Source organism: Micromonospora sp. NPDC093243 (assembly GCF_044753725.1).
Classification (GTDB): Bacteria; Actinomycetota; Actinomycetes; order Mycobacteriales; family Micromonosporaceae; genus Micromonospora.
This window is the reverse complement of sequence record NZ_JBIVNT010000004.1, coordinates 780710-793136: the sequence shown is the minus strand read 5'-3', so window position 1 is coordinate 793136 and position 12427 is coordinate 780710. Positions and strand designations below refer to the sequence as shown.

Sequence of the window (12427 nt, the reverse complement as noted above, 5' to 3'; positions counted from 1 at the left end):
CCTCGCTCATTCCCAGCGGAACAGTTTCGCCGCGGCGGTACCGGCCAGCACGGCGATCACCGCCATTATCGCCAGGTGCAGCGGCTGTGGTGAGGCGACCGTCCAGGCGTCGAGCAGTGCCTGCACACCGGGTGGTGTGTAGTCACCGATCCGGACCAGCAGGTCGGGCAGGATGAACCGGGGCACGTAGACCCCGCCGAAGAACATGGTGACCAGGAACAACGGCACGGCCAGCGCCTGCGCCGCCTTGGTGGTCCGGGCCACCGCCGCCACCAGCAGACCCAGCGCCAGCAGGGCCGCCGTGCCGAGGACGAAGGCCAGCGCGAAACCGAGCGGGTGCCGCGGCAGCGGCACGCCGAACGCCAGCCGGGCGACCGCGATGAGCAGCACCGCGCTGACCAGGATCGCGCCGAGCGAGATGACCAGTTGGGCGGCCAGCAGCGCGGCGGGGCTGGCCGGGGTGGTGGCTAGCCGGCGCAGTACGCCCCGTTCCCGGTAGGTAGCCAGCACCGTGGGCAGGATGTTCACCCCCGCCATGGCGAGCGTGATCACCAGCAGCGAAGGGGCGAAGTACTCGATGAAGGTCCGGTCGTCGAAGAGTGGATCCGGCTGGCGCGCTGCGGGGATGAACCCGAACACCACGAGCAGCAGGAGCGGCAACCCGATGATGGTGAACAGGGTGGAACGGTCCCGCAGGTAGAGTCTCGTCTCGATCTTGAGGATCTGCCCGAAGGCGTGCATGTCGGTTCCCCCTTAGTCGGCGGGCCGGTGCCCGGTCAGCTCGACGAAGGCGTCGTCGAGGGTGGACTGCTCCAGCCGCAGGTCGGCGGCGACGATCTGGTTGCGGGCGAGCACCGAGGTGACAGCGTGCAGCACGTCACCGGTGCCGGTTACCACCACCTGGCCGCCGGTGCGGTGCACGGAGACAACCTCGGGCAGGTCGGCGAGTAGCCGGTCGTCGACCGGGGCGGACGGCCGGAACCGGACCCGCTGCTCAGGAGCCACTGTCGACACCAGGCCGGCTGGGCTGTCCAGCGCGACGACCCGCCCCTGGTCGATCACCGCGACCCGGTCGCAGAGCCGCTCGGCCTCCTCCATGAAATGGGTGACCAGCACGATCGTCACCCCACTGTCCCGGACCTGTTCGATGAGGCCCCAGGTGTCCCGCCGGGCCTGCGGGTCCAGCCCGGTGGTCAGCTCGTCCAGGACGGCGATCTTCGGGTTGCCGACCAGCGCCAGCGCGATGGAGAGCCGTTGCTTCTGGCCGCCTGAGAGGTCTTTGTACGCGGTGTTTCGCTTGTCGCCCAGGCCCAGCTTGTCCATCAACGCGGCCGGATCGGCCGGGTCACGGTAGAAGGAGGCGTACAGCTCCAGCGCCTCGGCCACCCGGAGCCGGTCCGGCAGCTGACTCTCCTGGAGCTGCACTCCGACCAGCTGGCGGAGCCGGGCCGCGTCCCGGCGGGGGTCGAGCCCGAGGACCGACACCCCGCCCCCGTCAGGGACGCGCAGCCCGGACACGCACTCCACCGTCGTGGTCTTGCCCGCGCCGTTCGGGCCAAGGATGCCGAAGATCTCCCCGGCCTCCACCGCGAACGACACGTCGTCCACGGCCACCAGCTCGCCGTATCTCTTGTGCAGACTGGTCACCTCGATGACCGGCATCGCGCCGCCTTTCGCCGTTGTACTCGTACCTGTTCAGCGTGGCGGCGCGGGCGCGCCGGCGGATCGACCGGCCGTTGGTGATCTCCGCCGGCCGCGGTTGACCCCGGCGATCCACCGACCGGTTGATGTGCCGGCGGCAACTAGGCTCTTCGCTCGTGGACGTCAGCAGCATCGCCCGCCCGGTCACCGGGACCCTCGGCCGCTTCCTCGCCGGAGCGGGACTGCTCCTGCGCGGCCTCGGTCTCTACGTGCGCAGCCCCGGCCTGATGCTGCTCGGCGTCGTGCCGGCGCTGATCTCCGGCGCGCTCTTCCTCGGCGCGCTCGCCGCCCTGGTGTGGTTCGTGGACGACCTGGCGGCGCTGGTGACACCGTTCGCCGACGACTGGTCGACCACCGGGCGCAGCCTGGTCCGGGTGATCGCCGGGCTGGCCTTCCTGGGGCTCGGTGGGCTGCTCGGCGTGCTCACCTTCACCGCGGTCACCCTGGTGATCGGGGACCCGTTCTACGAGAAGATCTCCGAGCGGGTGGAGGAGCGGCACGGCGGCACGCCGGGCGCGGTCGACGTGCCGTTCTTCTCGTCGCTGCGCCGCAGCATGGCCGACTCGGTACGCCTGGTGGCGCTCACCGCCCTGGTCGGCATCCCGCTCTTCGTCGCCGGCTTCATCCCGGTGGTCGGCCAGACGGTGGTCCCGGTGATCGGGGCGGCGGTGGGTGGCTGGTTCCTCGCCGTCGAGCTGGTCGGCGCGCCCTTCTACCGGCGCGGGATGCGACTGCCGCAGCGCCGCGCGCTGCTGAAGGCGGACCGGCCGACCGCGCTCGGCTTCGGAGTGGCGGTCTTCCTCTGCTTCCTGATCCCGCTCGGCGCCGTACTGATCATGCCGGCCGCGGTGGCCGGCGCGACCCTGCTGGCCCGGCGGTCGCTCGGGCAGCCGATCGAGGACCGGCGGTCGCCCGGCGAGCCGGTCGAGGAGCGATGACGTGGAGATCAGCCTGGTCGAGGGGGACATCACCACCCAGCGGGTGGACGCGATCGTGAACGCCGCGAACTCCTCGCTGCTCGGCGGGGGCGGCGTGGACGGCGCGATCCACCGCAGGGGTGGGCCGGCCATCCTGGCCGAGTGCCGGGCGCTGCGCGCGTCCCGGTACGGCCGCGGCCTGCCGACCGGGCAGGCGGTGGCCACCACGGCGGGCGACCTGCCGGCCCGCTGGGTGATCCACACCGTCGGGCCGGTCTGGTCGGCCACCGAGGACCGCGCGGCGCTGCTGCGCGACTGCTACGCGAACAGCCTGCGAGTGGCCGACGAACTGGGGGCGGCGACGGTGGCCTTTCCGCTCGTCTCCGCCGGCATCTACGGCTGGCCGGTGGACGACGCCGTCCGGCAGGCGCTGACGGTGCTGCGGGCCGCCGCCCCGGCCACCGTCACGCAGGCCCGGCTGGTGCTCTTCGGCGCCGACACCCACCGGATCGCCGAGCAGGTGCTCGCCGGCTGACGGCGGCTGCGGACCGGGCCGGTCGTGGTCGTCAGGTCAGTTCGGCGAGGCAGGACCAGTGGGCGGCCACCGGCCGGTAGCCGAGCCGGGCGTTGATCGCCAGCATCGGCGCGTTCGCCTCGTCGTTCGAGGTGTACGCGATCCGCACCCCACCGGCGGCGGCCCGGTGCAGGGCCGCCTGTTTGGCCAGCCGGGCGAGGCCACGCCCGCGGTGCTCGGGCAGGGTGCCGGTGAAGTCCGACCACATCCGGTCGCCGTCCCGCTTGACCACGCTGAACGCCACCAGTTCGCCGTCCGCCTCGACGGCCGTGCTGGCCGCCTTGTCCAGGCCGAGGTTCTGCCAGACGTCGTACTGCCAGACCTCGTAACTGATCGCGTCGGAGGCCACGTCGCCCGGCTCGTCGGCGGCGGTCGCGATCTCGGCCCGGTACATCCGGTGCGGGTCCACCTCGTCCAGCGGCAGCAGCCGTACGCCCGGGGGCGCCGGCGGCATCGGCGGCGCGGGACGCAGGTCGAGCGCCGAGAAGCGCAGTTCCCGGCTGGGCGTGAAGCCGTGCCGGCGGGCGAAGGGCAGCGCCTCCGGTTGCGCCCAGGCGCGGACCCGGCGCACCCCGAGGTGGCGGAGGTGGCCCAGCGCCTCGCCCAGCAGCGCCTCGCCGACCCCCTGGCGCCGCTGCTCCGGGTCGACGTGCAGCAGCGAGACCTCGCCGAAGTCGGCCTCGGACGTCCGGATGTTGCGGTACGCCGACACCCAGCCGATCACCCGGTCGCCGACTTCGGCGACGAACGCCGTCCACTCCTCGCCGGGCGGGGGTTCGGCGATCATCAGCCGGGTCGACGCCACCCCGCGCACCAGGTACGGGTGGACCAGCGTGCGCAGCGCGACCACGCCGGGCGCGTCGTCGGGGGTGGCGGTGCGGATCCGGACGTCAGCCATTGCGCACCGCCGCGACCGCCTCGACCTCGACCAGTTGGTCGGGGTAGCCGAGCACGGCCACCCCGAGCAGGGTGCTGGGTGGTTCGTGGTCGCCGAACGCGTCCCGGACCACCTGCCAGACCGTGACCAGGTCCGCCCGCTCGGCGGAGGCCACGTAGACGGTCGTCTTGACGACGTCGGCGAGACCGGCGCCGGCGGCCGCGAGGGCCGTTTCCAGGTTGGCGAGCACCTGCCGGGCCTGCGCGGCGTGATCACCGGGCGCGACCGTCCGCCCCTCGGCGTCCAGCGGGCAGGCGCCGGCGGTGAACACCAGCCTGGTCGAGGGTTCGACGGTGGCCGCGTACGCGTACTCGACGCGGTCGGTGAGGGCGGGCACGGGGATCAGGCTCGTCACGGCGGGGACGATACGGCGCGCCGCCGCACCGATCGACCCATTAACCGGCCGGCTCGCGGCCCTCGCCGGCGGGTCGTACCCGCCGGCCGGGCCGCCGTCGCCGGGCTGGACGCGCCTCGGCAGCCGTCAGGCGGAGTCGCGAAGGATCAGCTCGGTGGGCAGCATCATGGCCGGCTCGATCGTCCCGCCGGCCGCCAGCCGGAGCAGCTGCCGGGTCATCTGCCGGCCGATCTCCTGGATCGGCTGCCGGACGGTGGTCAGCGGCGGCTCGGTGTAGGCCGCCGTCTCGATGTCGTCGAAGCCGATCACCGCGACGTCCTGGGGCACCCGCCGGCCCGCCTCGCGCAGCGTGCGCAGCGCGGCGTGCGCCATCAGGTCGGAGGCGGCGAAGACCGCGTCCAGGTCGGGGTCGGCGTCGAGCAGTTCGCGCATGGCCGCCGCCCCGGACTCCCGGGTGAAGTCGCCGGTCGCCACCCGCTCCGGCAGCCCGGCCGCCGCCATCGCCTGCCGGTAGCCGGCGAGCCGCTCGATGCCGGCCACCATGTCCTGCGGGCCGGCGATGGTGGCGATCCGCCGCCGGCCGGTGTCGATCAGGTGCCGTACCGCCGCGGTGACCCCGCCGACGTGGTCGACGTCCACGTACGGCACCGGGACGTCGCCGAGCGGGCGACCGCTGCACACCACCGGGATGCCGAGCCGGGCGAGCGTGCCGGGCAGTGGGTCGGCGCCGTGCAGCGAGGCGAAGAGCACTCCGTCGACGTGCCGCCCGGTGGTGTAGCGCTCCACCCGGGCGTGCCCGGCCGGCGAGCCGGCCAGCATCAGCACCAGCTGCTTGTCAGCCGCCTCCAGCTCCTGGCTGACCCCCCGGATGATGCCGGGGAAGACCTGGTCGTCGGAGAAGACCCGGGTGGCCGCCTCGGGCATGACCAGGGCGACCGAGTCGGTCCGCTGGGTCACCAGGCTGCGGGCGGCCAGGTTCGGCACGTAGCCCAGCTCGGCCACGGCCCGCTGGACCGCCTCCCGGATCGGTTCGGCCACCGTGGTGGAGCCGTTCACCACCCGTGAAACGGTGGCCCGGGACACCCCGGCCCGCCGGGCCACCTCTTCGAGCGTCGGCCGTTGCGCCGTCGTCATCGCCGCCAACCCCCCGTCACAGCCCGTTCCGGGAGATCACCTCCTGGTACCACCGGGCGCTGGACTTCGGTGTGCGACGCTGGCTCAGGTAGTCGACGTGCACGATCCCGAACCGTTTGCGGTAGCCCTCAGCCCACTCGAAGTTGTCCAGGAACGACCATACGAGATAACCGCGGAGATCCACGCCCCGGGAGATCGCCTCGTGCGCCGCGCGCAGGTGACCGTCGAGGTAGGCGATCCGGTCGGTGTCGGCGACCCGGCCCGGACCGTCGGTCGGGTCGGTGCCGGGCTTGTCCGGGTACGCCGCGCCGTTCTCGGTGATCAGCAGCGGCACGCCCGGGTAGTCGGTGGCGATCCGCTCCAGCAGGCGGGTCAGCCCGGCCGGCTCCACCATCCAGCCCATCTCGGTGAGCGGCCCGACCGGTGGCAGGAACTCCACCGCGCCGTCGGTGCCCGGGTAGGTGCCACCGCCGCCGGCGCCGTCCGGCCGGCCGGCGACGTAGGTCGGCTGGTAGTAGTTGATGCCGAGCAGGTCGATCGGGGCGGCGATCAGCTTCTCGTCGCCGTCCCGGATGAAGGTCGGCTCGACGATCCGGCTCAGGTGCTCCAGCACGTCCTCCGGGTAGCCACCGGCCAGCAGCGGATCCAGGAAGATCCGGTTGTGCAGCCCGTCGACCAGGCGTACTGCCGCGGCGTCGGCGGCGCTGGACTCGTCCGCGGGGCGTACGTCGGCCGGATTCAGGGTGATCCCGACGGTGCGCGCGCCGGCCGCGCGCAGCGCCCGGGCCGCCAGGCCGTGTCCGAGCAGCAGGTGGTGTACGGCCGTGAAGGCGGCAGCCGGGTGCTGCTCGCCGGGAGCGTGCACACCGCTGCCGTATCCGAGGTACGCCGAGCACCACGGCTCGTTGAGCGTGGTCCAGACGTCCACCCGGTCGCCCAGGCGCGCGTACATCGCGGTGGCGTAGGTCGCGAAGTGTTCGGCGGTCTCCCGGTTGGTCCAGCCACCCCGGTCACCCAGCGTCTGCGGCAGGTCCCAGTGGTAGAGCGTCACGATCGGGTCGATCCCCCGGTCGAGCAGGGCGTCCACCAGCCGGTCGTAGAAGTCCAGCCCGCGCGGGTTGACCGGGCCGGTGCCGTCGGGCTGGATCCGGGGCCAGGCAACCGAGAAGCGGTACGCCCGCAGCCCCAGCTCGGCCATCAGCGCCACGTCGTCGGCGTACCGGTGGTAGTGGTCGCAGGCGACGTCTCCGGTGTGCCCCTGATACACCTTTCCCGGGGTGCGGCTGAAGGTGTCCCAGATGGATGGGCCCCGACCGTCGTCGTGGGTCGCGCCCTCGATCTGGTACGCGGCGGTGGCGGCGCCCCAGAGGAAGTTCTCGGGAAATCGGAGTTCAGTCACGCCTTGACCGCACCTTCCATGATCCCGCCGATGATCTGGCGGCCGAACAGGACGAAGACCAGCAGCAGCGGCAGCGTCGCGAGGGCCGTCCCGGTGAAGACCTGCGACATGTCCTGGTAGTACCCGTCCGAGAGCGCCCGCAGGGAGAGCTGAACGGTCGGGTTCTCCGGGTCGTTCAGCACAGCGTACGGCCAGAGGAAGTCGTTCCAGGTGGTCATGAAGGTGAGCAGCCCGAGCACGGCGGCGGCCGGGCGAAGCGCGGGCACCACCACGTTCCACCAGATCCGGGCGGTGCCGCAGCCGTCCATCCGGGCCGCCTCGATCAGCTCGTCGCTGACCGCCTGGCCGGCGTACTGCCGCATCATGAACACCCCGAACCCGGTGACCAGCGCGGGCACGATCACGGCCGGCAGCCGGTCGTTCCAGTTCAGCTTGGTCATCAGCAGGTAGAGCGGAATGACGCCGAGCTGGGTCGGCACCATCATGGTCGCGATGATCACCAGCAACAGCGCGTTGCGACCGCGGAAGCGCAGCTTGGCGAAGGCGAACCCGGCCAGGCTGGAGAAGAAGACCACCGAGACGGTGACGGTGGTCGCCACGATCGTCGAGTTGATCAGGCCGGTCAGGAAGTACGCGTCGGTGTTGTCGAAGAGCCGCGCGATGTTCGCGCCCAGGTTGCCGCCGGGGGTGACCGGTGGTGGCACCTGACCCATGGCGTCGCTGGAGCGGCTGGCCACCACGAACATCCAGTAGATCGGGAAGATCGACATGACCGCGGCGAGGATCAGGGCGCCGTACGTCAGCGGGCTGGCCCGCCAGAGGCGGCTCATCGCAGGCCCCGCTTCATCGCTCGGGCGCCCGGCGTTCCGCCGAGCCGCCGGATGACCAGTACGTTGATCGCCGCGACGACGGCGATCAGAGCGAAGAGCAGCCAGGCGACCGCCGAGCCGTAGCCGAAGTTGTAGTGCGGCGCGAAGGCGTTCTCGAACATGTACATGGTCACCGTCTGTGATTCGCGCAGTGGCCCGCCCCGGATCGGGTTGGTGCCGGAGTGGAAGAGCCGGGGCTCGGTGAAGAGCTGCAACCCGCCGATGGTGGAGATGATGACGCAGAAGATGATCGTCGGCTTCAGCAGCGGCACGGTGATCGACCAGAACTGCCGCGCCCGGTTCGCCCCGTCGATCGCCGCCGACTCGTAGAGGTCGCGCGGGATCGCCTGCATCGCGGCCAGGAAGATCAGCGCGTTGTAGCCGGTCCACCGCCAGTCGACCATGGCCGAGATGGCCACCCAGGAGGCGACCCGGTTGGACTTCCAGTCCACCGCGTCCAGCCCGACCACGTCGAGCAGCCAGTTGACCATGCCGAACTCACGGCCGAAGAGCACTCCGAACACGATCGCCACCGCGGCGGTGGACGTGACGTTGGGGATCAGCACCGCCATCCGCCAGCCGGTGCGGAACCGGAGCCGCCGGTTGAGCAGGTTGGCCAACCAGAGCGCGGCGAGCAGCTGCGGAACGGTCGAGATGACGAAGATGCCCAGGGTGTTGACCACCGCGTGCCAGAAGTCGGCATCGGCCAGCAGCCGGGTGTAGTTCTCCGCCCCGACGAACGGGTGGTCGCTGCCGAGCAGGTCCCAGTCGTGCAGCGAGACCCAGAGGGTGTAGCCCAGCGGGTACACCCCGAAGATCGCGAAGAGCAGGAAGAACGGCGCGATGTAGAGGTACGGCGAGTAGCGCGTGTCGAGCCGGCTGAGCCGGCCCTCCCGCGACCGGTGCCGGGGGCCGGGCGCGGGCGCGGCCGGCGGGCGGGCGTCGAGCTGGACGGTCATGCCCGGGGACTCCTCTCCACGGCGCGGGCGGGACTCCGGTGTCCGGAGCCCGCCCGCCCGCTGGCTCGGGCTACTTGTCGGCGGCCTTCTTCGCGTTGGTCACCGCGTCGGTCCAGCCCTGTTCGGGGCTGCGCTGGCCCAGGTCGACGGTCCGCACCGCGTTCTCCACCTCGGTGCGCACGGCCTGGTTCTTGGGGCCCATGTAGACCGGCTTCAGGCTCTTCGCGCCGGCGGCGAAGATCTGCCCGACCGGCGCCCCGGACAGGTACGCGTTTGTCGCGTTCGCGATGGCCGGGTCGTCGAGTGCCTGCGGCGACGAGGGCAGCGGGCCCTTGGCCTTGAACGCGCCGATCTGACCCTTGGCGCTGGTGAGGAACTTGGCCAGCTCGATCGCCTCGGCCCGCTGCTCGCTCTGCTTGGGTACGGCGAGGAACGATCCGCCCCAGTTGCCGCCGTTGCCGGGCACCTTGGCGATGTCCCACTTGTCCTTGGCGGCCGGCCCGGAGTTGCCCTCGATGACCCCGGTCATCCAGGCGGGGCAGGCGATGGTGGCGAACTTCGACTGCTTGAACGCGGAGACCCACTCCTCCGACCAGGAGCCGTACTTGCCGGACAGGCCGGAGTCGATGATGTCCACCGTGGTGTCGTAGGCCTGCTTCACGGCCGGGTTGCTGTCGACGACCAGGTTGTTGTTGGTGTCGTAGTAGCTGTAGCCCGAGGTGTTGCCGGCGGTCTGGAGCAGGATCGTGTTGAAGGTGTTGGTGGCACCGTCCAGGAACGACGCCCCGGTGTTCGCGGCCTTGAACTTCTCGCCGGTGGCGATGTAGTCCTGCCAGGTCGGCCAGAGCTTGGACACCGCGTCACGCTCGGTCGGCAGGCCGGCCTTGGCGAAGAGGTCCTTGCGGTAGCACATCGCGATGCCGCCGACGTCGGTGCCGAGCCCGATCAGCTGCTTGCCGTCGGCGGTCATTCCCTGGTTCCACTTCCACTCCAGGAAGTTGCCCTTGAGCTCTGCCGCGCCGTGGTCGAGCAGGTTGACGAAGTTGTCCGGGTTGGCCTTGTACTCGACCAGCAGCCCCTCCTCGATGGCGACGATGTCGCCGGCGCCCTTGCCGGCGGCGAGCCACTGGGTGAGCTTCGGTGAGTACTCGTCGAGGTTGCCCCCGGTCCCCCGCTCGACGATCTTCACGTCCGGGTGGGCGGCCATGTACTCCTGGTAGAGCTGTTCGTAGCCGAACTGGCCGAACACGTCCACGGTGAGCGTGATCGGGCCGTCCTCGGCGGCGTCGCCGCCGCCGCAGCCGGCGGTGACGACCAGGGCGGTGGTGGCGGCGAGGGCCACCGCCGCGAGGCGGCGACGCGCAATGACACCCATCAGTATCGGACCCCTCTCAGGTCGGGTGGGTGGTGGTGGGTACGAATCCGAGAGAGCGCTCTCACGACAGGGTGGTGTGCGCTTCGACACATGTCAAGAGAGCGCTCTCAGCGATCCGTTCCGGAGCCCGAAGACGACAGCAGCGGCCATTCCGGTGGGAATGGCCGCTGCTGCGCGGGAAAGGCTGCCGGATCGGGCCCGGGTCAGCTGAGCCGGAGGCCGTCCAGCAGGGTGGGGTCGCCGGTGATGTCCAGGGTGTCGAAGCTGATCCGGCCCCAGAGCGCCAGCAGCAGGTCGCTGGCCGTGCCGGTGACCTGCGCCCGGGCGTGGTGGTCGTCGTGGTCGAGGATGGTGTCGGTGTCCAGCAGCGCCACCCCCTCGCCGCGCAGCCGCAGATACCAGGACTGCGCCGCGTCCACCGCGGCGAGCTGCACCACCCCGTGCCACTGCCCCTCGGCGCGCCGCCGGCCCGCCGGGAGCCAGGTGTCCAGCACCTCGCTCACCCCGTCGGCCGCGAGCTTCGCCTCGATCGGCTCACCGGCGGCGATGGCGAGCTGGGCGTCCCAGCGGTGCACCGCGGTCTCGTGCGCCATCCGGCGGGGCCAGAAGCCGGCCCGCTTCGGCTGCGGCGCCCAGTTCCACGCCGGGGCCTCCGGGTCGAGGCCCTCGAACAGGGCCATCAGCTGGTCGTATCCGCGCTGCCAGTACTCGAGCGGGGTGACGCCCGGGCCGGGATCGACCGGCTCGGGACGCTTGGCCGGGGCGGTCGTCGACCCGGAGCCGGCGAACGAGGACACCCAGTGGTAGCAGCTACCCAGGTGCAGGGTCAGGTCGGCGACGGTCCAGCCAGGGCAGGAGAGCACCGGTGTCTCGGCCGGGGCCTCGGCCACCGCCGCGGCGAACGACGGGCCCTCCGCCCGGAGAGCGCCGATCCAGAAGTCCTTCGTGCCATGCAGTCTGCTCATCGCCATCCTCCCGGGGGTGACCCGGCCACCAGTGGGTGCCGCGGCTACCCCTCAGCCTAGGGTGAAAGGTGTGTCAGACGTCTACGCCCAGCCGACAACCGGAACCGACCCGGCCGACGTGAGTCTCCTGGCCAGCTACACCACCCTGCGGACGGGCGGGCCGGCCGCCCGGATCGTGCCGGCGACCAGCGCCGACGAGATCGTACGGGCGGTCCGGGAGGCCGGCGGTCGGGACGAGCAGGTGCTGATCCTCGCCGGGGGCAGCAACGTGGTGATCGGCGACGCCGGGTTCCCCGGCACGGTGGTGCTGGTCCGCTCCCGCGGGCTGCGGGTGGTCGCCGAGGACGCCGACACGGTGACCGTACGGGTCGAGGCCGGCGAGCCGTGGGACGACCTGGTCGCCGCGACCGTGGCCAACGGCTGGTCCGGGTTGGAGTGCCTCTCCGGCATCCCGGGCTCCACCGGCGCCACCCCGATCCAGAACGTCGGCGCGTACGGCCAGGAGGTCGCCGAGACGATCACCGGCGTCGAGGTGCACGACCGGGTCGAGGGGACCACCGGCCGGATCGCCGCCGCGGACTGCGGCTTCGCCTACCGGGGAAGCATCTTCAAGTACAGCGACCGCTGGGTGGTGCTGTCGGTTGACTTCCGGCTGACCCGCTCGCCGCTCTCCGGCCCGGTGCGCTACGCCGAACTGGCCCGCGCGCTCGGCGTCGAGGTCGGCGACCGGGTGCCGCTGGCCGACGCCCGCGCGGCCGTGCTGCGACTGCGGGGCGGCAAGGGCATGGTGCTCGACCCGACCGACCCGGACACCCGCTCGGTCGGCTCGTTCTTCACCAACCCGGTGCTGGACCGCGCGGCGTACGAGCTGCTCCGTGAGCGCGCCGCCGACCTGGGCGAGCCGCCGTCCTGGCCGGGTGCCGGCGACGTGGTCAAGGTGAGCGCCGCCTGGCTGATCGACAAGGCCGGCTTCGGCAAGGGCCACCCGGGTCCCGGTGGCGTCGCCATCTCCAGCAAGCACACGCTGGCGTTGACCAACCGCAGTGGCCGGGCCAGCACCGCCGACCTGGTCGCCCTGGCCCGCGAGATCCGTGACGGCGTACACGCCCGCTTCGCCGTCACCCTCCACCCCGAACCCGTCCTCATCAACTGCACCATCTGACCCCCGAACCCTCGCGCTCGCACGAACCCTGCTGACCCGCGTCGATCATGCAGTTGTGGTGGGTGACAAAACCCCCGAAG

Annotated in this window: 13 protein-coding genes; 3 read left to right on the top strand and 10 right to left on the bottom strand. The window is 71.8% G+C overall.

All coding sequences use genetic code 11. The features are described from left to right. Positions 1-6 precede the first annotated feature (6 nt). Both ACIP9D_RS17485 and ACIP9D_RS17480 read right to left on the bottom strand, forming a co-directional pair. Positions 7-741, bottom strand: a complete 735-nt coding sequence (locus ACIP9D_RS17485; protein WP_350875755.1) for an ABC transporter permease — start codon at positions 739-741, stop codon at positions 7-9. A 12-nt stretch (positions 742-753) separates the two neighbouring features. Then, positions 754-1662, bottom strand: a complete 909-nt coding sequence (locus ACIP9D_RS17480; protein WP_350875753.1) for an ABC transporter ATP-binding protein — start codon at positions 1660-1662, stop codon at positions 754-756. 125 nt (positions 1663-1787) lie between these two features. Here ACIP9D_RS17480 and ACIP9D_RS17475 point away from each other — a divergent pair, with 125 nt between their 5' ends. Next, positions 1788-2639: an EI24 domain-containing protein gene (locus ACIP9D_RS17475; RefSeq protein ID WP_350875750.1), complete on the top strand. Its 852-nt coding sequence runs from the start codon at positions 1788-1790 to the stop codon at positions 2637-2639. A gap of 1 nt (position 2640) precedes the next feature. Further along, positions 2641-3153, top strand: coding sequence for an O-acetyl-ADP-ribose deacetylase (locus tag ACIP9D_RS17470; RefSeq protein ID WP_350875748.1), 513 nt, complete (start codon positions 2641-2643; stop codon positions 3151-3153). Positions 3154-3184: 31 nt separating this feature from the next. Here ACIP9D_RS17470 and ACIP9D_RS17465 read toward each other — a convergent pair whose 3' ends face one another. The 8 genes from ACIP9D_RS17465 to ACIP9D_RS17430 form a co-directional block, all read right to left on the bottom strand. Further along, the gene (locus tag ACIP9D_RS17465) at positions 3185-4090 is read right to left on the bottom strand and encodes a GNAT family N-acetyltransferase (protein WP_350875746.1); all 906 of its coding nucleotides are present in this window, start codon (positions 4088-4090) and stop codon (positions 3185-3187) included. Further along, a complete protein-coding gene (locus ACIP9D_RS17460; RefSeq protein ID WP_350875834.1) occupies positions 4083-4475 on the bottom strand; it encodes a RidA family protein in 393 nt (130 codons plus the stop codon). Before ACIP9D_RS17460 ends, ACIP9D_RS17465 begins: the two co-directional genes overlap by 8 nt. 135 nt (positions 4476-4610) lie before the next feature. Continuing rightward, complete coding sequence (locus ACIP9D_RS17455; RefSeq protein WP_350875744.1) at positions 4611-5618, bottom strand: LacI family DNA-binding transcriptional regulator; 1008 nt, start codon at positions 5616-5618, stop codon at positions 4611-4613. 16 nt (positions 5619-5634) lie between these two features. Further along, positions 5635-7017 carry a GH1 family beta-glucosidase gene (locus ACIP9D_RS17450; RefSeq protein ID WP_350875742.1) on the bottom strand — a complete coding sequence of 461 codons (1383 nt, stop codon included), beginning with the start codon at positions 7015-7017 and terminating at the stop codon, positions 5635-5637. Further along, the gene (locus tag ACIP9D_RS17445; protein ID WP_350875740.1) at positions 7014-7847 is read right to left on the bottom strand and encodes a carbohydrate ABC transporter permease; all 834 of its coding nucleotides are present in this window, start codon (positions 7845-7847) and stop codon (positions 7014-7016) included. Before ACIP9D_RS17445 ends, ACIP9D_RS17450 begins: the two co-directional genes overlap by 4 nt. Then, a complete protein-coding gene (locus tag ACIP9D_RS17440) occupies positions 7844-8845 on the bottom strand; it encodes a sugar ABC transporter permease (protein ID WP_350875738.1) in 1002 nt (333 codons plus the stop codon). The genes ACIP9D_RS17445 and ACIP9D_RS17440 overlap by 4 nt, the downstream gene beginning before the upstream one ends. 70 nt (positions 8846-8915) lie before the next feature. Continuing rightward, positions 8916-10220: an extracellular solute-binding protein gene (locus tag ACIP9D_RS17435; protein ID WP_350875736.1), complete on the bottom strand. Its 1305-nt coding sequence runs from the start codon at positions 10218-10220 to the stop codon at positions 8916-8918. Positions 10221-10423: 203 nt separating this feature from the next. Next, positions 10424-11185 (bottom strand): maleylpyruvate isomerase family mycothiol-dependent enzyme, encoded by a 762-nt coding sequence (locus ACIP9D_RS17430; RefSeq protein WP_350875734.1) that lies wholly within the window; start codon positions 11183-11185, stop codon positions 10424-10426. 70 nt (positions 11186-11255) lie between these two features. On the opposite strand from ACIP9D_RS17430, the gene ACIP9D_RS17425 reads away from it, so the two are divergent. After that, positions 11256-12347, top strand: a complete 1092-nt coding sequence (locus ACIP9D_RS17425) for a UDP-N-acetylmuramate dehydrogenase (RefSeq protein ID WP_350875732.1) — start codon at positions 11256-11258, stop codon at positions 12345-12347. The last annotated feature ends 80 nt before the right edge of the window (positions 12348-12427 follow it).

Excerpts from the sequence above, each read along its gene's own strand:
- ACIP9D_RS17485 (WP_350875755.1), bottom strand. The coding sequence starts at position 741 with ATGCACGCCTTCGGGCAGATCCTCAAGATCGAGACGAGACTCTACCTG.
- ACIP9D_RS17480 (WP_350875753.1), bottom strand. The coding sequence starts at position 1,662 with ATGCCGGTCATCGAGGTGACCAGTCTGCACAAGAGATACGGCGAGCTG.
- ACIP9D_RS17475 (WP_350875750.1), top strand. The coding sequence starts at position 1,788 with ATGTGCCGGCGGCAACTAGGCTCTTCGCTCGTGGACGTCAGCAGCATC.
- ACIP9D_RS17465 (WP_350875746.1), bottom strand. The coding sequence starts at position 4,090 with ATGGCTGACGTCCGGATCCGCACCGCCACCCCCGACGACGCGCCCGGC.
- ACIP9D_RS17455 (WP_350875744.1), bottom strand. The coding sequence starts at position 5,618 with ATGACGACGGCGCAACGGCCGACGCTCGAAGAGGTGGCCCGGCGGGCC.
- ACIP9D_RS17445 (WP_350875740.1), bottom strand. The coding sequence starts at position 7,847 with ATGAGCCGCCTCTGGCGGGCCAGCCCGCTGACGTACGGCGCCCTGATC.
- ACIP9D_RS17440 (WP_350875738.1), bottom strand. The coding sequence starts at position 8,845 with ATGACCGTCCAGCTCGACGCCCGCCCGCCGGCCGCGCCCGCGCCCGGC.
- ACIP9D_RS17435 (WP_350875736.1), bottom strand. The coding sequence starts at position 10,220 with ATGGGTGTCATTGCGCGTCGCCGCCTCGCGGCGGTGGCCCTCGCCGCC.
- ACIP9D_RS17430 (WP_350875734.1), bottom strand. The coding sequence starts at position 11,185 with ATGAGCAGACTGCATGGCACGAAGGACTTCTGGATCGGCGCTCTCCGG.